Here is an 18,610-nt window from a genome sequence, read left to right as displayed (position 1 = left end):
CGCAGCCGCACCAGCACCTGGCCGTGGTCGGAACTCTCCGGCCGCTCCCGCAGCAAATGGTCGTTCAGATAGCTGACGTCGAGCACCTCGCCGATCGCATAGCGCGACGCCGGATTGAATTCCTCCGACACCAGCACATGGTCGATGGTCATGTAATGCCCCTCGTGGATATTGGTGTAGCCGACGTGGCGCAAATGGTCTTGCCGCAGCTGGATCTGGTTGGCGTCGAACAGCCGCCCGCCCAGCTCCTCGCCCGGCGCGCCGGCGCCGCTGCCGCCGCCGAGCACGATGGTGGTGGTGACGGCGTCGGCCGTGTCGTTGAAGTCGCCCATGACGACGCAGGGCTGGCGCGCGCCGCCGCTGTGGCGCATGCGGTGCAGCAGCGCGCGCAGCGCCACCGCCTCGGTGCCGCGCCGGATCAGCGAGCGCAGCTGGGCCTGCGCGTACAGCACCGGATCGTCGCCGTTGTCGCCGTTGCGGTAATCGGGCCGCTTCGATTTCAGGTGGACGACGATGACGTCGACCACGCGGCCGTCGGCCAGCCGCACCGCCGCGTGCAGCGGCGCGCGCGCGAAGCGCTCGGCGTCGCGGCTGCCGCCGGGCAGGGCCACGCCGTCGGGGAAGGCCGGGTAGTGGCGCACCGGGCCGGCCAGCGGCAGGCGCGACACCAGCGCCACCTGCGGCGTCAGGCGCTCGGCGGCCGGGTCGGGGTCGAGGCCGGCCAGCGCGGCGTCGCGGTAGCGGCTGCTTTGCGCCAGCACGGCGCGCAGCGCGTCCTGCGAGAATATCTCTTGCAGGCCGATGACGTCGGCGTCGAGCTGGTCGAGCTGCTGCGCCGTCCACGCCACCTTGGCCGCGTATTCGGCCTCGGTCAGCGGCGCCAGATTGTCGTACAATTTGGCTCCAGGCGGCGCCAGGTTGCAGACGTTGAAAGTGGCAAAACGAATTTCCTGCTGCATATTCAGGCACCCCCCCGAGTCATCCCGATTGAACGATGAGCGTACCACGCATGGCGAAAAAAGAGCATATTTCCGAAACCCCGGCCACGCAGTTGCTGCGCAAGCGGCTGGTGGCGTTCTCGGAACACCCCTACCACTATGAGGAGCACGGCGGCACCGGCGTGTCGGCGCGCGAGCTCGGCGTCGACGAGCACAGCGTCGTCAAGACGCTGGTGATGCAGGACGACGCCGCCAAGCCATTGATGGTGCTGATGCACGGCGATTGCAAGGTGTCGACCAAAAACCTGGCGCGCGCCATCGGCTGCAAATCGGTCGAGCCGTGCAAGCCGGAGGTGGCGCAGCGCCACAGCGGCTACCAGGTGGGCGGCACGTCGCCGTTCGGCAGCAAGAAGGCGATGCCGGTGTATGTCGAGGAAAGCATCCTGGCGCTGGAAACGATTTATATCAATGGCGGCCGGCGCGGCTACCTGGTCGGCATCGCGCCGCAGGTGCTGCTCGACGTGCTCGCCGCCCGGCCGGTGCACTGCGCGCTGGCCGATTGACGCCGCCGGCCAGGGCGGAGATGTTTGCCGTGGCCGGCCGCAGTCGCCGGCCTATGGCGGGGTCTGACCCCAGGGTCTTGATCCCGATTGTCCGGCTGCGCGCCAGCCCGGCCCACAACTTTGCGGTCCCTGCCCGCGCATGGTGTATATTCAGCAGCCCCCGGCCGCAGGCGCCGGGTAAAAATAATTCGAGGGGAATAATGAATACAGTATTGATGACCGTGGCCGCCTATCTGATCGGCTCGATCTCGTTTGCCGTCGTGATGAGCAAGTTGTTCGGCATCGCCGATCCGCGCACCTACGGTTCCAAAAATCCCGGCGCCACCAATGTGCTGCGCAGCGGCCACAAGGCGGCCGCCGTGCTGACCCTGCTGGGCGACGGCTTCAAGGGCTGGCTGGCCGTGTTCCTGGCCGACCGCTACGCCGAGCAGCTCGGCGTCGGCGACATCACCATCGCCCTGGTGGCGCTGGCCGTCTTCCTCGGCCATCTGTGGCCGGTGTTCTTCCGCTTCGTCGGCGGCAAGGGCGTGGCGACGGCGCTGGGCGTGCTGCTGGGCCTGGACGTCTGGCTCGGCGTCGGCACCCTGGCCACGTGGCTGGTGATCGCCTTCGCCTTCCGCTACTCGTCGCTGGCGGCCCTGATCGCGGCCGTGTTCGCGCCGCTGTACTATTGCCTGCTCAACGGCGTCGACGCGCAACTGGCCGCCGTCATCGGCATGAGCCTGCTGCTGTTCTACCGCCACAGCAAGAACATCGGCAATCTGATGGCCGGCAAGGAAAGCCGCCTCGGCAGCAAGAGCGGCGCCGCCGCCGAACCGTCCGGCGCGCTCCAGCATCCGGCCAAGGCCAAGGCCAAGGCGCAAGCCACGACACCCGCCCGGAAAAAATAATATCGTTTATATAATATACGCCGTGGGACCATGGCCTTAGGCGCGGCGCCGCTTGAATTGTGCGCCGCCGTCGCTATATAGTGGCCATTGCGCCGCCACCGCGTGCGGCGCCACCCACCGCAGACAGCAAAGGCTCGCCCATGACCACCACCCTCAAAATCGATTTCGTTTCCGACGTTTCCTGCCCCTGGTGCGCGATCGGCCTCAACGCGCTGGAACAGGCGCTGCTCAACATCGGCGACGATGTCAGCGCCGAGCTGCACATCCAGCCCTTCGAGCTCAATCCCGACATGGCGCCGGCCGGCCAGGACATCGGCGAGCACATCGCGGAAAAATACGGATCGACGGCGGAGCAGCAAGCCCAGTCGCGCGAAATGATACGGGCGCGCGGCGCCGAGGCCGGCTTCACCTTCAACATGGACAAGCGCAGCCGCATCTACAACACCTTCGACGCTCACCGCCTGCTGTACTGGGCCGGTGTCGAGGGCCAGCAGCGCCAGCTCAAGCACGCGCTGTTCGCCGCCTATTTCACCGACGGCGAAGATCCCAGCTCGCACGAGGTGCTGGCGCGCGTGGCGGGCACCGTCGGCTTGAACGAGGGCGAGGCGCTGGCCGTGCTGCGCTCGGACCGCTACGCCGACGAGGTGCACGAGCGCGAACGCTTCTTCCAGCGCCACGGCATCAACTCGGTGCCGGCCGTCATCATCAACGAGCGCCACCTGATCTCCGGCGGCCAGCCGGCCCACGTGTTTGAAAAAGCGCTGCGCCAGATTATGGCCGAGGCCTAAAAAAAGCGGCCACGCCGCGGGCCCGGGCGGGCCCGCGCCTCCCTGTTTTGCGATAAACTGAGCCGGCGGCACCACCGCCCGGACATCACCATCGCAATAGAGCGTCATACGCTACACAGGGGAAGAGACACATGCTGGCCGCACCGAATATCCACACGCTCCCCACCGCCCGGCCGCCGGTCGAGCCACCGCAAGACCATCTGCGCCTGGCCGCGCTGCACCGCTACAACGTGCTCGACACGCCCACCTGCCTCGACTTCACCTTCCTCACCGAACTGGCCGCCAAGGTCTGCGGCGTGCCGTATTCCTTCATCTCGCTGGTGGACGCCGAGCGCGTCTGGGTCAAGTCCTACACCGGCCTGGCGCTGGAGTCGCTGCCGCGCGACCAGTGCTACTGCTCGCTGGCCGTGCTGGGCGAGGCCGCCACCGACATCGCCGACCTGACGCTGGACCCGCGCACGGCCGCCATGCCGCTCACGGTCGACGCGCCGTTCATGCGCATGTACAGCAGCGTGGCGCTGACGTCGTCGGACGGCTACCCCATCGGCACCCTGTGCGTGATGGACACCAAGCCCGGCACGCTGGACGACGAGCAGCGCCGCATGCTGTCGCGCCTGTCGCGCCAGGTGATGGCCCTGATCGAATTGCGCGCCAATGAAAAAGCCTTGCAGTCGTCGATGCGCGAACTGGAGCTGCTGGCCACGACCGACGACCTGACCGGCCTGCACAACCGCCGCTCGCTGCTGCAAAGGCTCAAGTTCGAGACGGCGCGCGCCAAGCGCTTCCGCTCGCCGCTGTCGGCCGTCATGATAGACCTCGACCACTTCAAGCGCATCAACGACGGCCACGGCCACATCGTCGGCGACCAGGTGCTCGCCAGCGTCGGCCGTTTGCTGCGCGACAGCGTGCGCGTGATCGACGTGGCCGGCCGTTACGGCGGCGAGGAGCTGTGCGTGATCCTGCCCAACACGCCCATCGAGGGCGCGCTCAAGTTCGCCGAAACACTGCGCGCCAAACTCGAAGCGCTGACCCACCACGACGGCGCGCGCGTGCTGACGGTGACGGCCAGCATGGGCGCGGCCGCCTTCGACCACATGGACATCGCCGACGGCGACGCCCTGTTGCGCGAAGCCGACGCCGCCATGTACCGCGCCAAACACGCCGGCCGCAACTGCGTCGAGCGCTGACCCCTGTCATTTTTCGGAGCGAACATGCCCACAGCCAGCTGGAATGGCGTCGTTATCGCCGACGCCCGCGACGATGAAGTTGAAATCGTCGAAAACAATGTCTACTTCCCGCCGTCGTCGCTCAAGCGCGAGTATCTGCGCGAGAGCAGCCACCAGAGCCGCTGTCCGTGGAAGGGCATGGCCAGCTATTACAGCGTGGCCGTGGACGGCAAGGTCAACGACGACGCCGCCTGGTACTATCCGGCGCCGTCCGAGGCGGCCAAGCAGATCAAGGATTACGTCGCGTTCTGGCGCGGCGTCGACGTGCAGCGCTGACGGCCCGCGCCGCGGCGGTGCGGTCGCTGCACAAAAAAAGTGCTTTGATAAAAAATAAACCTTGCGGACGCGCCCCATCGCACGCTTGGACCGTGCTGGCGCTGGCACGCCAATTGCTGTAATGTTGATTCGAGCCGTCGTGGACGGTTCGCGACCAGTAAGGGGAGGCAGATCATGAACGCAGTGACGCATCAGATTTCCGCTATTCCGGCGCCGCCCGCCGACAAACCGTCGCGCAGCGAGCGGCTGGCGGCCCAAGGCGTGGTGTTGAGCAACCGCCGCTACCGTCCGCGTGCGTATGTCATCGCCTCGATCTGCGGTTTGGCCGCCGTGGCCTTGGCGGCCTGGCAGTAAGGGCATTGAAACCGGGATCAGTCGCCGCGCTGAAACCGGGGTCAGACCCCGCTTAAGTTGAGCGGCCGCAGTCGCTTACGTGACAGCGGGGTCTGACCCCGACCCCGCCGCCGCGCCGTTGACGAACCACGCGCCGCGACACCACTCGCGACACCACTCTCCAGCGCCCCCGCCATGAGCCGATACGCACACACGGTCGGAAGCAGAAGCTATCTGTTCCGCGACCTGAAGCAGCTGATGGCCAAAGCTACGCCGGCCCGCTCCGGCGACCGGCTCGCGGGCCTCGCCGCGCTCGACGCCGAGGAGCGCGTCGCCGCCCAGATGGCGCTGGCCGCGCTACCGCTGACCACCTTCCTCAACGAGCAGCTGATCCCCTACGAAAGCGATGAAGTCACGCGCCTGATCGTCGACGGCCACGACGCCGCCGCCTTCGCGCCGCTGGCGCACCTGACCGTCGGCGACTTCCGCAACTGGCTGCTGTCCGACGCCGCCGACGGCGCCGCGCTGGCCGCCGCCGCGCCCGGCATCACGCCGGAGATGGCGGCCGCCGTCAGCAAGATCATGCGCTTGCAGGATTTGATCCTGGTGGCGCGCAAATGCCGCGTCGTCACCGCCTTCCGCAACACCCTGGGCCTGGAGCGGCGCATGGCCACGCGGCTGCAACCGAACCACCCGACCGACGACGCCAGCGGCATCGCCGCCAGCCTGCTCGACGGCCTGATGTACGGCAGCGGCGACGCCGTCATCGGCATCAATCCGGCCAGCGACAACGTGCCGCAGGTGATGACGCTGCTGACGATGCTCGACGCCGTCATCGACCGCTACCAGATTCCCACCCAGTCCTGCGTCCTGACCCACGTCACCAACACGCTCGAAGCGATGCGGCGCGGCGCGCCGGTCGACCTGGTGTTCCAGTCCATCGCCGGCACCGAGGCCGCCAACCGCAGCTTCGGCATCGACCTCGCGCTGCTGGCCGAGGCCCATGCGGCCGCGCTGTCGCTGGGCCGCGGCACCGTCGGCGACAACGTCATGTATTTTGAAACGGGGCAGGGCAGCGCGCTGTCGGCCAACGCCCACCACGGCGTCGACCAGCAGACCTGCGAGGCGCGCGCCTATGCGGTGGCGCGCAAGTTCAAGCCGCTGCTGGTGAACTCGGTGGTCGGCTTCATCGGCCCGGAATATCTGTACGACGGCAAGCAGATCACGCGCGCCGGCCTGGAAGACCACTTCTGCGCCAAGCTTTTGGGCCTGCCGATGGGCTGCGACGTCTGCTACACCAACCACGCGGAGGCCGACCAGGACGACATGGACGGCCTGCTGACGCTACTCGGCGCGGCCGGCTGCAACTTCGTCATGGGCGTGCCGGGCTCGGACGACATCATGCTCAATTATCAGAGCACCTCCTTTCACGATGCGCTGTACGTGCGGCGCGTGCTCGGCCTGCGCGCGGCGCCGGAGTTCGAAGCGTGGCTGCGGCAGATGGACATCGCCGGCGCCGATGGCGCCCTGACCGGCGTGCTGCCGCCCGCGTTTCAAGCCGCCGTGCTGCGGCTGGGATGACGGCGATGAGCGGCGCAACGAGCAGCGTTACAACGGGCGGCAGCGATGAAGGCGACGATGCCGGCGACCGTTGGCAAGCCCTGCGCCGACTGACGCAGGCGCGCATTGCCCTGGGCCGCACCGGCGTCAGCGCGCCGACCGGGGCGCAGCTGGCGTTTCAACTCGCGCACGCGCAGGCGCGCGACGCGGTCCACGCGCAGCTCGACGTCGAGGCCTTGAGCGCATCGTTGCGCGCGCTGGGTCAGGACTGCGTGACGGTCCACAGCGCGGCGGCCGACCGGCAGATGTATTTGCAGCGGCCCGACCTCGGACGGCAGCTCGACGACGCGTCGCGCGCGGCGTTGTCGGCGCGGCCGCGGCAAGGCGCCGATCTGGCGCTGGTGATCGCGGACGGCTTGTCGGCGCGCGCCATCGCGCAAAACGCGGCGCCGTTTTTGCGGCTGCTGCTGGCGCGCCTGGCGGCGGAACAGTGGACGCTGGCACCGCTGACGATCGCCTCGCAGGGCCGGGTCGCCATCGGCGACGACATCGGCGCGCTGCTCAAGGCGCGCGCGGTGCTGGTGCTGATCGGCGAGCGGCCCGGCCTGAGTTCACCGGACAGCATGGGACTGTATCTGAGCTGGGCGCCGCGCGTGGGCCTGACGGACGCGGACCGCAACTGCATCTCGAACGTGCGGCCGGCCGGCTTGCAGTATGCGGCGGCGGTCGACAAGCTGGCATATCTACTGACGGAGGCGCGCCGGCGCGGCCTGTCCGGCGTCGCGCTGAAAGAGGAGGCGCCGGACGGCGGCGCGCCGGCCATCGCGCGCGCGCCCAACTTCCTGCTCGGCTGATTTCCCGTTCGGCCGATTTACACGACGCTGATTTCGTCGAGCGGCCAGCGCGGACGCACGTTGAAGGCGTAGTCGCGCTGCGCCGCTTGCGGGTTGATCATGAGCCGCATCGCACCGGCGAAGGCGATCATGGCGCCGTTGTCGGTGCAAAATTCCAACTCGGGATAATAGACCTTGAACTTCTTCTTGGCGGCGGCCTCGTTGAGCGAGGCGCGCAGCTGCGAGTTGGCGCCGACGCCGCCGGCGATGACCAGCCGCTTCAGGCCGGTGTGCTTGAGCGCGTTGACGCATTTGGCGGTCAGCACGTCGACGATGGCGTCGACGAAGCCGCGCGCGATGTCGGCCTTGTCCTGCTCGCAGATGTTGGCGATGATTTTTTCTTCGTGGTTCTTCACCACCGTCAGCACCGCCGTCTTCAAGCCGGAAAAGCTGAAGTTGAAATCCTTGGAGTGCAGCATGGGGCGCGGCAGCTTGTAGGCCGTCGGGTCGCCGAATTCGGCCAGGCGCGAAATGGCCGGCCCGCCGGGGTAGCCCAGGCCCAGCAGCTTGGCCGATTTGTCGAAGGCTTCGCCGGCCGCGTCGTCCAGCGTCTCGCCCAGCATGGTGTACTGGCCGACGCCGTCGACCCGCATCAGCTGCGTGTGGCCGCCCGAAACGAGCAGCGCGACGAAGGGGAATTGCGGCGGCTCCGGCGCCAGCAACGGCGACAGCAGGTGGCCTTCGAGGTGGTGGATGCCGAGCACCGGCTTGTCCAGCGCCAGCGCCAGGCTGCACGCGACCGAGGAACCGACCAGCAGCGCGCCGGCCAGGCCCGGACCCTGGGTGTAGGCGATGGCGTCGATGTCGGCGGCGGCGATGCCGGCGCCGGCCAGCGTCTGTTGCAGCAGCGGGATGGCGCGGCGGATATGGTCGCGCGACGCCAGTTCGGGCACGACGCCGCCGTATTCTTCGTGCATCGCGACCTGGGAATAGAGGGCGTGCGCCAGCAGGCCGCGTTGCGTGTCGTACAGCGCAATGCCGGTTTCGTCACAGGAGGATTCGACGCCGAGAACGATCATGTAGGGTGGGCAGTGGGAGGGTAATCCGCCATTGTAAAGGAAAGCGGCGCGGCCGGCCCCGGCGCGCCCGCGCCGGCGGGGCGCGGGCGGCGCCGTCCCTTATGGCCGCTGGCGCAGCAGCGCGGCCGCTTCGCGCAGCATCTTCTCGGTGGTGTCCCAGTCGATGCAGCCGTCGGTGACGGAGCAGCCGTAGATAAGCTGGCTCAGGTCGGCCGGGATCTTCTGGTTGCCGCCGACGAGGTTCGATTCGATCATCACGCCGACCAGCGAGCGGTTGCCGTGGACGATCTGGTTGACGACATCGGCCATCACCAGCGGTTGCAGTTCCGGCTTCTTGTAGCTGTTGGCGTGCGAGCAGTCGACCACCACGTTGGCCGGCAGCTTGGCCTTGGCCAGCGCCTGTTCGGCGATCGCGATGGAGACCGAATCGTAGTTGGGCCGGCCGTCGCCGCCGCGCAGCACGACGTGGCCGAAGCCGTTGCCGCGGGTGCGCACGATGGCCACGTTGCCCTGCGCGTTGATGCCCAAGAAGGAGTGCGGGTGCGACGACGACAGGATGGCGTTGACGGCGATGCTGATGTCGCCGTCGGTGCCGTTCTTGAAGCCGACGGGCGTCGACAGGCCGGACGACATTTCGCGGTGGGTTTGCGATTCGGTGGTGCGGGCGCCGATGGCGGTCCACGCGATCAAGTCACCCAGGTACTGCGGCGAGATCGGGTCCAGCGCCTCGGTCGCCGTCGGCAGGCCCAGTTCGCAGACGTCGAGCAGGAACTGGCGCGCCTTTTCCATGCCGACGTTGACGCGGAAGGAGTCGTCCATGTCCGGGTCGTTGATGTAGCCCTTCCAGCCGGTGGTGGTGCGCGGCTTTTCGAAATACACGCGCATCACCAGCAGCATGGTGTCGGCCACTTCGGCCTGCAGCTGCTTGAGGCGGCGCGCATAATCGAGGCCGGCCACCGGGTCGTGGATGGAGCACGGGCCGACGACGACGAACAGGCGCTTGTCCTTGCGGTCGATGATGTTGCGCAGCGCTTCGCGGCCCTTCATCACGGTGGCGGAGGCGCTGGCCGTCAGCGGCAGCTTGGCGTGCAGCGCTTCCGGCGACGGCATCGGCGCGAAGGAGGTGACGTTGATGTTTTCGATGTCTTGGGAGATCATGATGGCCTGCTTCTTTGCTGTGTTGACGTTGCGGGGGAATCACAGTGTAGCCGAAAAGCCCATTCGTGTAAGCTAGCGTCATGACGACCAATACTTCCAACCCATCCCCCATCGCCTTCCCGGCGGCCCGCTTCATCAAGGAAATCGGCCGCGGCAAGCACGGCGCCCGCAGCATGACGCGCGACGACGCCCACGACCTGTATCAGGCCATGCTCGACGGCCGCGTTTCCGACCTCGAACTCGGTGGCATCCTGCTAGCGATGCGCATCAAGGGCGAGTCGGTGCAGGAAATCGCCGGCTTCCTCGACGCCGCCGAAGCCTCGTTCGCGCCGCTGTCGGCGCCGCCGGGGGCGTACGCGCCCATCGTCATCCCCAGCTACAACGGCGCGCGCAAGATGGCCAACCTGGTGCCGCTGCTGGCCATGCTGCTGGCGCGCGAAGGCGTGCCGGTGCTGGTGCACGGCGTCGCGCACGACGTCGGCCGGGTGGCGTCGGCCGAGGTGTTCGCGCAACTGGGCGTGACGGCCGCGCAGGACCACGCCGACGTCGAGGAGGCGCTGGCGCAGGGCCACGTCGGCTTCATCACCATCGACGCGCTGGCGCCGAAACTGGCGCACATGCTGTCGCTGCGGCGCATACTCGGCGTGCGCAATTCGACGCACACGCTGGTCAAGATCATGCAGCCGTTCGCCGGGCCGGCGCTGCGGCTGGTGTCCTACACCCATCCCGAATATCTGGAAATGCTGGCCGAATTCTTCACCACCGAGGCGCTGCACGCGCGCGGCGACGCTTTCCTGATGCGCGGCACCGAAGGCGAGACGGTGGCCAACGCCAACAAGGCGCAGCAGATCGACTGGCTCCACGGCGGCCTGCGCACGATGCTGGTGCCCAAGCAGACCGTCGTGCAGGAGCTGCCGTCGCTGCCCGGGGAGCGCGACGCGGCCACCACGGCGGCCTGGATCGCGCGCGTGCTGGCCGGCGACGTGGCGGTGCCGGAATCGATCGCCGAGCAGGTCGCGCAATGCCTGCTGGTGTCGCGCACGCTGCAATCGCGCCAGCGCGTGAGCGATCCGGTGGAATGATATAAACCGTATAAATCGTATGGTCTGACCCCGATTCAAGTTGGCCGGTCCGCCACCGTTTACAATCACGCCTTTGATACAGTGCGGGATCGGATACGACATGGCAAAGTTTGATGTGGCAGTAATCGGCGCGGGCGCGGCCGGCATGATGTGCGCGGCGGTGGCGGCGCAGCGTGGCAAGCGCGTGGTGCTGATCGACCACGCGGTCAAGCTGGCCGAGAAAATCCGCATCTCCGGCGGCGGCCGCTGCAACTTCACCAACATCAACGCCGGCCCGGCCAACTTCCTGTCGCAGAATCCGCACTTCTGTAAAAGCGCGCTGTCGCGCTACACGCCGCAGGACTTCCTCGCGCTGGTCAAGAAACACCGCATCGCCCACCACGAAAAACACAAGGGCCAGCTGTTCTGCGACGAATCGGCCGAGCAGATCATCGCCATGCTCAAGGATGAATGCGCGGCCGGCGACGTCCACTGGCGCATGCCGTGCAAGGTGCAGTCGCTGGCGGCCCACGTCGGCGGCGGCTACACGCTGCAAACGGACGGCGGCCAGATCGAGGCCGACAGCGTCGTCATCGCCACCGGCGGCCTGTCGATCCCGAAGATAGGCGCCACCGACTTCGGCTACCGCATCGCCAAACAGTTCGAGCTGAAGCTGGTCGAGCCGCGGCCGGCGCTGGTGCCGCTGACCTTCGACGACGCCAGCTGGGCACCGTTCGTGCCGCTGGCCGGCATCGCGCTGGCCGTCGACGTCGAAACCGGCTCGCTCAAGGGCCGCAATCCCGACGGCGCGCGCTTCCGCGAAGACTTGCTGTTCACCCACCGCGGCCTGTCCGGCCCGGCCATTTTGCAGATCTCGAGCTTTTGGCAGCCGGGCGCGCCCATCGTCATCAACCTGTTGCCGGAGATGGATGTGGCGCAGACGCTGATCGCGGCCAAGGGCACGCTCAAGAAGCAGCTCGGCAACGTGCTGTCCCAGTGGCTGCCGGCGCGCCTGGCCGAGGGCCGGCTGCTGGCCCACGGTTACGCGCTCGACGCCCGCCTGGCCGACATGACCGACGCGGCGCTGCGCACGCTGGGCGCGGCGCTCAATCAATGGACCATCGTGCCCAACGGTTCCGAAGGCTATCGCAAGGCCGAGGTGACGCGCGGCGGCATCGACACGCGCGAACTGTCGCAGCAGACCATGATGGCCAGCAAGGCGCCCGGTCTGTACTTCATCGGCGAGGCGGTCGACGTCACCGGCTGGCTGGGCGGCTACAATTTCCAGTGGGCCTGGGCCTCGGGCGTGGCGGCCGGGCAGGCGGTCTGATAGTATGCGTCCCGGCGCTGGGCCGGCCGCGCATACTGTCGCGCGCCCTGTTGGCGTGGGTAAAGGTTGCCAGGAAAACTGCGTTGTTTTCACGAGCGAATGCGCTGTGGCGGCCGTCCGGCGCGCTAGGCGCTTCCTTTTTTGGCAGAATGCTGCTACTATCCACCTCTTCCTATAAATCAACGGTTTGAATTTTTACATGACCACTATTCGCCTTAAAGAAAACGAGCCGTTCGAAGTCGCAATGCGTCGCTTCAAACGCACTATCGAAAAAACCGGTCTGCTGACCGAACTGCGCGCACGCGAGTTCTACGAGAAGCCAACGGCTGAGCGCAAGCGCAAGCTGGCAGCTGCCGTAAAGCGCCACTACAAGCGCATCCGCAGCCAGCAACTGCCGAAAAAATTATTCTAAGACTGTTCATTCAGGACTGACCCGGCAGTATGGCGCTCAGCACGCCACGGGCCATGTTTTGTTTCGTTTGGATAGCAATGTCCATCTGAGTCGTATACCCGCTCCGGTTCGCCGCAGCGGGTTTTCGCATTTGGAGCGCGCGCTCCGTGCCTATCGTTGCAACAGTTGAATTTAAAAAGGATGGATCATGGGTCTCAGAGAACAAGTCACCGAAGACATGAAGGCGGCGATGCGCGCCAAGGAAACCGGCAAGCTCAATACGATCCGCTTGCTGATCGCTGAAATCAAGCGCAAGGAAATCGACGAGCGCATCGAAGTGAGCGACGCCCAGACCGTGGCCATCGTCGAAAAGATGATCAAGCAGCGCAAGGATTCGATCACCCAGTTCGAAGCCGGCGGCCGCGCCGACCTGGCCGACATCGAAAAAGCCGAACTGGCCGTGCTGGCCGCCTATATGCCGGCCGGCCTGTCGGACGCGGAAATCGCCGCCGAAGTGGCGGCCGCCGTCGCCGCCTCGGGCGCCGCCGGTCCGCAGGACATGGGCAAGGTCATGGCCATCGTCAAGCCCAAGCTGGCCGGCCGCGCCGACATGACCGTGGTGTCGGCCCTGGTCAAGCAGGCGCTGACGCCGGCTTGAGTTTTTTCGTCGTCCCCGTGCCGCGCCTTGATCTGGATCAAAACCAGCGGCGCGCGGCAGTATAGTCTGATCCATAACAAGACCGTCCAGCCCAGTGATCCCCCAATCTTTCATTTCCGATTTGCTGAACCGGGTCGACATCGTCGACGTGGTCGGCCGTTATGTGCAACTGAAGAAGGGCGGGGCCAATTTCATGGGCCTGTGTCCGTTCCACAGCGAAAAGTCGCCCAGCTTCACCGTCAGCCCGACCAAGCAGTTTTACCACTGCTTCGGCTGCGGCGCCCACGGCACCTCGATCGGCTTCCTGATCGAATACTCGGGCATGGGCTTCGTCGACGCCGTCAAGGACCTGGCGCAAAACGTCGGCATGGTGGTGCCCGAGCAGGACGACAAGATCCCGCCGGCCCAGCGCGCCCAGATGGCGGCCCAAAGCATGGCGCTGACGGAGGCGATGACGCGCGCCAGCGACTTTTACCGCGGCCAGCTGCGCGGCGCCACCGACGCCATCGCCTACTTGAAGAACCGCGGCCTGACCGGCGAAATCGCGGCGCGCTTCGGCCTCGGCTACGCGCCGTCCGGCTGGGACGGACTGCGTGGCGTGTTTCCCGATTACGAGGCGCTGGCGCTGGTCGAGTCCGGCCTCGTCATCGACAAGGTCGACGAGGACGGCGGCAACCGCAAGCGCTACGACCGCTTCCGCGAGCGCGTGATGTTTCCGATCAAAAACACCAAGGGCCAGGTCATCGCCTTCGGCGGCCGGGTCATGGACCATGGCGAACCGAAGTACTTGAATTCTCCCGAAACGCCTTTATTTTCTAAGGGATTCGAGCTGTACGGCTTGTTCGAGGCGCGTCAGGCCATCCGCGACGCCGGCTATGTGCTGGTGACGGAAGGTTATATGGATGTCGTCGCGCTGGCGCAGATGGGCTTCCCGCAGGCGGTGGCCACGCTGGGCACGGCGTGCACGCCGCACCACGTGCAAAAACTGCTGCGCCAGACCGACGTCGTCATCTTCAGCTTCGACGGCGACAAGGCCGGCCGCCGCGCCGCCCGCCGCGCGCTCGAAGCCTGTCTGCCGCACGTGTCGGACAACAAGACCATCAAGTTTTTGTTCTTGCCGACCGAACACGATCCGGACAGCTATGTGCGCGCCCACGGCGCCGATGCCTTCGCGCAGGAAATACAGGAAGCGATGCCGCTGTCGCAGTTTTTAATCAAGGAAGTGGTCGGCGAGCATGATTTACAGGGCCCGGAAGGCCGCGCCCGCGCCCAGTTCGACGCCAAGCCGCTGTTGCAGGCGATGACGCCGTCGTCGCTGCGCCTGCAGATCGTGCGCGGCCTGGCGCAGCTGACGCAGAGCACGCCGTCCGAGATCGAAGTGCTGTTCGAGCTGGCCAAGCCGGTCGCCGTCGCCCGCAAGGCGCCGCCGCGCTGCGGCCGGCCGGTGCCGGTGGGGCTGGAGTTGCAGATCGTGCGCCACCTGGTGGCCCACCCGCCGCTGGCGCTCGATATCGATGGCGAAGCGCTGGCCAGCTTCGCCTTTTTCGGCGCCGAGCCGGCCGAGCGCCTGGGGCAGTTGATCGCCGCCGGCCAGGCCATGGGCCAGCACGGCAGTTTTGCGGCTTTCGCGCAACACTTGAAGACGCAGGGCAGTGAATACGACGACATTATCAGCGAGATCGTCAGGGAGCCGGAATCCGACCTCGACGCGGTGCGCCTGTGGATGAAGGGCGCCGTGCGCCAGATCAAAATGGATGCTCTGAAACAAGAGCTGAGCCAGTTGTTCGCCGCCGGTTTGTCGTCCGACGAGATCGGTGTGCGCTACCGTGAAATTACCTCACGGCAAGATCAACTGTTACGCGAGGCGGAGTTCGAACTAGCAAATCGCTAGTGTCCGCAGAGTGAAACGCCGCACATTCCCGGGGGCTGGTTCCCTGGAAATTGCAAAGTGGCGTGCTATAATAAAACGATAAGTGTTGTCAGTTTTGGCATGGTTTTTGCCGTTGCCGTCTATCTTGTGTTGTATTGTTTTCCTTGTGTTCGCCTTGTATTTTCGTTTTGTTTTCAGTAATGTTTTCAGTAAGTTAGGCTCTTGATCGACGTGGACAGACGGCGTCGGCGGCCAGGGCCAGCTTTGGTTTAGGCGGCGCGCAGCAGCAGCCGTCATGGCAAGTGTTCTGCTTGCCTGCGAACCACTCAAGGCTCTTGCCCCATGCGCATGTCATATGCAGTAGAATTTCTGCCAAAAAATGGCCGGCCAGGCCGTGGGTAGGGTATCTGTTGTGGCCGTGGATCGTGCCCAACGAGGTGTAAGTAAGTCAGCATTGTCGGCGTCGCGCTTGCGCGGCGGCGTAGACGTAGGCCCGTCAGGGCCGCAAGAAACTTTATCCTAATAAGCAAGTCGTTGTGTAATCGAAAGCGCCTGTGCCAATCAAGAAACCTGAATCCAATGCGGCTGTAAAGCCCACCAAAGTGACCGCAAAATCGGCTAAAACCGCCGACAAACCGGAAACGAGAGTCGCCAGCAACCCGCCGGCGGTGAGCCAGACCACGGACGCGGCGACGCTGGCCGCGATCGACACGTCGGGCTACGTGTTGCCGTCGGTCAAAGTGCCGGGCCGGCGCGGTCGCAAGCCCAAGGAATTCCAGCCCGAAAACGACGAAGTGGCCGCGCTCAACGCCGTCGAACGCGCCGAGCTGAAGGCGGTCGACAAGGCCAAGGCTAAGGACCGCAAGGCCAAGGAAAAGGCCTTGCTGAAGGACGCCTTCTCGTCCGACACGGAAGCGACCGAGGAAGAACTCGAGCGCCGGCGCCAGAAACTCAAGACGCTCATTAAGTTCGGCAAGGAACGCGGCTTCCTCACCTACGCCGAGATCAACGACCACCTGCCCGAAAACATTGTCGATCCGGAAGCGATCGAAGGCATCATCGGCACCTTCAACGACATGGGCATCGCCGTCTACGAGCACGCGCCGGACGCCGAGACCTTGTTGTTGTCCGATAACGTCGCCACCGTCACCAGCGACGACGAGGCCGAGGCGGCCGCCGAGGCGGCGCTGTCGACGGTCGACTCCGATTTCGGCCGCACCACCGACCCGGTGCGCATGTATATGCGCGAGATGGGCTCGGTCGAGCTGCTCACGCGCGAGGGCGAGATCGAAATCGCCAAGCGCATCGAAGACGGCCTCAAGGACATGATCCAGGCCATTTCCGCCTGCCCGGTCACGATCGCCGAAATCATCGCCGCGTCCGACCGTATCCGCACCGATGAAATCAAGATCGACGAAATTGTAGACGGTTTGGTCGACGAAGGCGACGATGGCGCGCCCATCGTCGCGCCCGTCGTGCCGGAGGAGGACGACGAGGACGAGGAAGAGGAAGTCGAGGAAGCCGAAGAAGAGGAAGAAGTGAGCGCCTCGGGCGCCGCCGGTTTCTCGGCCGAACAGCTCGAAGCGCTGAAAAACACGGCGCTGGAAAAATTCGACACCATTTCCCTGCAATTCGACAAGATGCGCAAGGCCTTTGAAAAAGACGGCTACAACTCGAAAGCCTACATCAAGGCCCAGGAAGCGATTTCCTTCGAGCTGCTGGGCATACGCTTCACGGCCAAGGTCGTCGAAAAACTGTGCGACACCCTGCGCGGGCAAGTGGACGAAGTACGCCACATCGAAAAGCAAATCCTCGACGTCGCCGTCAACAAATGCGGCATGCCGCGCGCCCACTTCATCAAAGTGTTTCCGGGCAATGAAACCAATCTGGACTGGGTGGACGGCGAAGTCAACGCCGGCCACGCCTACAGCGCCATCCTGGGCCGCAACATTCCGACCATCAAGGAATTGCAGCAACGCCTGATCGACCTGCAGGCGCGCGTCGTGCTGCCGCTGCCGGACTTGCGCAACATCAACCGCCAGATGGCGGCCGGTGAAATGAAGGCGCGCAAGGCCAAGCGCGAAATGACGGAGGCGAACTTGCGCCTGGTCATCTCGATCGCCAAGAAATACACCAACCGCGGCCTGCAATTCCTCGACCTGATCCAGGAAGGCAATATCGGCCTGATGAAGGCCGTCGACAAGTTCGAATACCGCCGCGGCTACAAGTTTTCGACCTACGCGACGTGGTGGATACGCCAGGCCATCACCCGCTCGATCGCCGACCAGGCGCGCACCATCCGTATTCCCGTGCACATGATCGAGACGATCAACAAGATGAACCGCATCTCGCGTCAAATCTTGCAGGAAACGGGCGCCGAGCCGGATCCCGCGACGCTGGCCATCAAGATGGAGATGCCGGAAGACAAGATCCGCAAGATCATGAAGATCGCCAAGGAACCGATCTCGATGGAAACGCCGATCGGCGACGACGACGACTCCCACCTGGGCGACTTCATCGAGGACAACAACACGCTGGCGCCGTCGGACGCGGCGTTGCACGCGTCGATGCGCGGCGTCGTGAAGGACGTGCTCGATTCGCTGACCCCGCGCGAAGCGAAAGTGTTGCGCATGCGTTTCGGCATCGAAATGTCGACCGACCACACGCTGGAAGAAGTCGGCAAGCAATTCGACGTCACCCGCGAGCGGATCCGCCAGATCGAAGCGAAGGCCCTGCGAAAATTGCGCCACCCATCGCGTTCCGACAAGCTGAAAAGCTTCCTGGAAGGTAACTAAGACTTGACTAGCGTCCGTGATACCCCTTATCCTCGCGAGTTCGTTTCATAACGAGCGCGTCAGAGGGCAGGTGTCACGGTCCCAGCGCAGCAGCAACTGGGCCTCTAGCTCATGCTTGGTTAGAGCAGCGGACTCATAAGTCATCGATGAGTGTTAAAAAACTCAATAAAATCAATGACTTGCGTTGTTATTTCTGTGTCTAGGCTACAACCTAGGCTACAAATGAAAGTGATGGTTTTGACCCATTGGAGCAGTGGACTAAACTAGTTGAGAAAGTGTTAGTGCTGTAGACTGCAAGTCGTTAGATTTTCAGGGCCTCTAGCTCATGCTTGGTTAGAGCAGCGGACTTAACAAATGCTCTCCTACGACTCGTTAAGAGGACGGAGAACATTGATTGGGTTGCCTTGGGGTAAGTTCACTCTGCCCCTTGGTAGAACTGCTCAAATTCGGGGAAACCTCTGTTGCTTAGGCAGCGTGGCAATCCCGAGCGAAGCTCTCATTAGAGAGAACGTGTAGAGACTGTACGGGCAGGTCGTAAAGACAAGAGACAGTCCAGACCACAAACCTGAAAAGGGTGGCGAAAGCCATAGTTGGTAAGCATAATCCGTTGGTGCCGAGTTCGACTCTCGGGGGGCCCACCAAATATGAAAAACCGCAGTGTGGAAACACGCTGCGGTTTTTTTTCGTCCGTGTTGTCTTGTTTGTTGGCGTATCGTATTACGCGTTTGCTACTTGGTCTTTAGAAAGTTTACATATAAACGGTGACTGAGAATAGTTGTGGTATCGTATGGACACACACACACACACACACACACACACACACACACACACACACACACACACACACACACACACACACAC

17 protein-coding genes are annotated in these 18,610 nt (G+C 64.7%); 14 read left to right on the top strand and 3 right to left on the bottom strand.

The genetic code is table 11. The features are described from left to right. A partial coding sequence (locus Q0S71_RS08010; protein WP_295993852.1) for an endonuclease/exonuclease/phosphatase family protein occupies positions 1–959 on the bottom strand: 959 nt, incomplete at its 3' end. Positions 960–1,009: 50 nt separating this feature from the next. Here Q0S71_RS08010 and ybaK point away from each other — a divergent pair. The 8 genes from ybaK to eutC all read left to right on the top strand — a co-directional run bounded on the left by ybaK (position 1,010) and on the right by eutC (position 7,428). Further along, positions 1,010–1,501 (top strand): Cys-tRNA(Pro) deacylase, encoded by a 492-nt coding sequence (ybaK, locus tag Q0S71_RS08005; RefSeq protein WP_295993853.1) that lies wholly within the window; start codon positions 1,010–1,012, stop codon positions 1,499–1,501. A gap of 200 nt (positions 1,502–1,701) precedes the next feature. Beyond that, positions 1,702–2,391: a glycerol-3-phosphate 1-O-acyltransferase PlsY gene (plsY, locus tag Q0S71_RS08000; RefSeq protein WP_295993851.1), complete on the top strand. Its 690-nt coding sequence runs from the start codon at positions 1,702–1,704 to the stop codon at positions 2,389–2,391. A 140-nt stretch (positions 2,392–2,531) separates the two neighbouring features. Then, a complete protein-coding gene (locus tag Q0S71_RS07995; protein WP_295993850.1) occupies positions 2,532–3,179 on the top strand; it encodes a DsbA family oxidoreductase in 648 nt (215 codons plus the stop codon). A 131-nt stretch (positions 3,180–3,310) separates the two neighbouring features. After that, the gene (locus Q0S71_RS07990; RefSeq protein ID WP_295993849.1) at positions 3,311–4,366 is read left to right on the top strand and encodes a sensor domain-containing diguanylate cyclase; all 1,056 of its coding nucleotides are present in this window, start codon (positions 3,311–3,313) and stop codon (positions 4,364–4,366) included. A 24-nt stretch (positions 4,367–4,390) separates the two neighbouring features. Continuing rightward, positions 4,391–4,681: a DUF427 domain-containing protein gene (locus Q0S71_RS07985; RefSeq protein ID WP_295993848.1), complete on the top strand. Its 291-nt coding sequence runs from the start codon at positions 4,391–4,393 to the stop codon at positions 4,679–4,681. Between the two features lie 174 nt (positions 4,682–4,855). Then, on the top strand, positions 4,856–5,035 hold the full coding sequence (locus Q0S71_RS07980; protein WP_295993847.1) for a hypothetical protein: 180 nt from the start codon (positions 4,856–4,858) through the stop codon (positions 5,033–5,035). Positions 5,036–5,209: 174 nt separating this feature from the next. Then, positions 5,210–6,595, top strand: a complete 1,386-nt coding sequence (locus Q0S71_RS07975; RefSeq protein WP_295993846.1) for an ethanolamine ammonia-lyase subunit EutB — start codon at positions 5,210–5,212, stop codon at positions 6,593–6,595. A 5-nt stretch (positions 6,596–6,600) separates the two neighbouring features. Then, the gene (gene eutC, locus Q0S71_RS07970; protein WP_295993845.1) at positions 6,601–7,428 is read left to right on the top strand and encodes an ethanolamine ammonia-lyase subunit EutC; all 828 of its coding nucleotides are present in this window, start codon (positions 6,601–6,603) and stop codon (positions 7,426–7,428) included. 17 nt (positions 7,429–7,445) lie between these two features. Here the strand turns inward: eutC and tsaD are convergent, their stop codons facing one another. After that, entirely contained in the window at positions 7,446–8,486 is a 1,041-nt protein-coding gene (tsaD, locus tag Q0S71_RS07965) for a tRNA (adenosine(37)-N6)-threonylcarbamoyltransferase complex transferase subunit TsaD (RefSeq protein ID WP_295993844.1), read from the bottom strand. Positions 8,487–8,585: 99 nt separating this feature from the next. Further along, positions 8,586–9,644, bottom strand: a complete 1,059-nt coding sequence (locus tag Q0S71_RS07960; RefSeq protein WP_295993843.1) for a 3-deoxy-7-phosphoheptulonate synthase — start codon at positions 9,642–9,644, stop codon at positions 8,586–8,588. A gap of 80 nt (positions 9,645–9,724) precedes the next feature. Here Q0S71_RS07960 and ybiB point away from each other — a divergent pair, with 80 nt between their 5' ends. The 6 genes from ybiB (at position 9,725) to rpoD (ending at position 17,749) form a co-directional block, all read left to right on the top strand. Then, positions 9,725–10,726 carry a DNA-binding protein YbiB gene (ybiB, locus tag Q0S71_RS07955; protein WP_295993842.1) on the top strand — a complete coding sequence of 334 codons (1,002 nt, stop codon included), beginning with the start codon at positions 9,725–9,727 and terminating at the stop codon, positions 10,724–10,726. 100 nt (positions 10,727–10,826) lie between these two features. Continuing rightward, complete coding sequence (locus Q0S71_RS07950; RefSeq protein WP_295993841.1) at positions 10,827–12,035, top strand: NAD(P)/FAD-dependent oxidoreductase; 1,209 nt, start codon at positions 10,827–10,829, stop codon at positions 12,033–12,035. 199 nt (positions 12,036–12,234) lie between these two features. Further along, positions 12,235–12,447 (top strand): 30S ribosomal protein S21, encoded by a 213-nt coding sequence (rpsU, locus tag Q0S71_RS07945; RefSeq protein ID WP_008451879.1) that lies wholly within the window; start codon positions 12,235–12,237, stop codon positions 12,445–12,447. 187 nt (positions 12,448–12,634) lie between these two features. Continuing rightward, on the top strand, positions 12,635–13,084 hold the full coding sequence (locus Q0S71_RS07940; RefSeq protein ID WP_295993821.1) for a GatB/YqeY domain-containing protein: 450 nt from the start codon (positions 12,635–12,637) through the stop codon (positions 13,082–13,084). A gap of 94 nt (positions 13,085–13,178) precedes the next feature. Beyond that, positions 13,179–14,975 (top strand): DNA primase, encoded by a 1,797-nt coding sequence (dnaG, locus tag Q0S71_RS07935; protein WP_295993820.1) that lies wholly within the window; start codon positions 13,179–13,181, stop codon positions 14,973–14,975. A gap of 533 nt (positions 14,976–15,508) precedes the next feature. Continuing rightward, the gene (gene rpoD / locus Q0S71_RS07930) at positions 15,509–17,749 is read left to right on the top strand and encodes an RNA polymerase sigma factor RpoD (protein WP_295993818.1); all 2,241 of its coding nucleotides are present in this window, start codon (positions 15,509–15,511) and stop codon (positions 17,747–17,749) included. The last annotated feature ends 861 nt before the right edge of the window (positions 17,750–18,610 follow it).

It is taken from the genome of Rugamonas sp., assembly GCF_025354735.1.
GTDB lineage: Bacteria > Pseudomonadota > Gammaproteobacteria > Burkholderiales > Burkholderiaceae_D > Rugamonas.
Note: the sequence above shows the minus strand (reverse complement) of the source record. Positions and strands in the feature narration are given on the sequence as shown.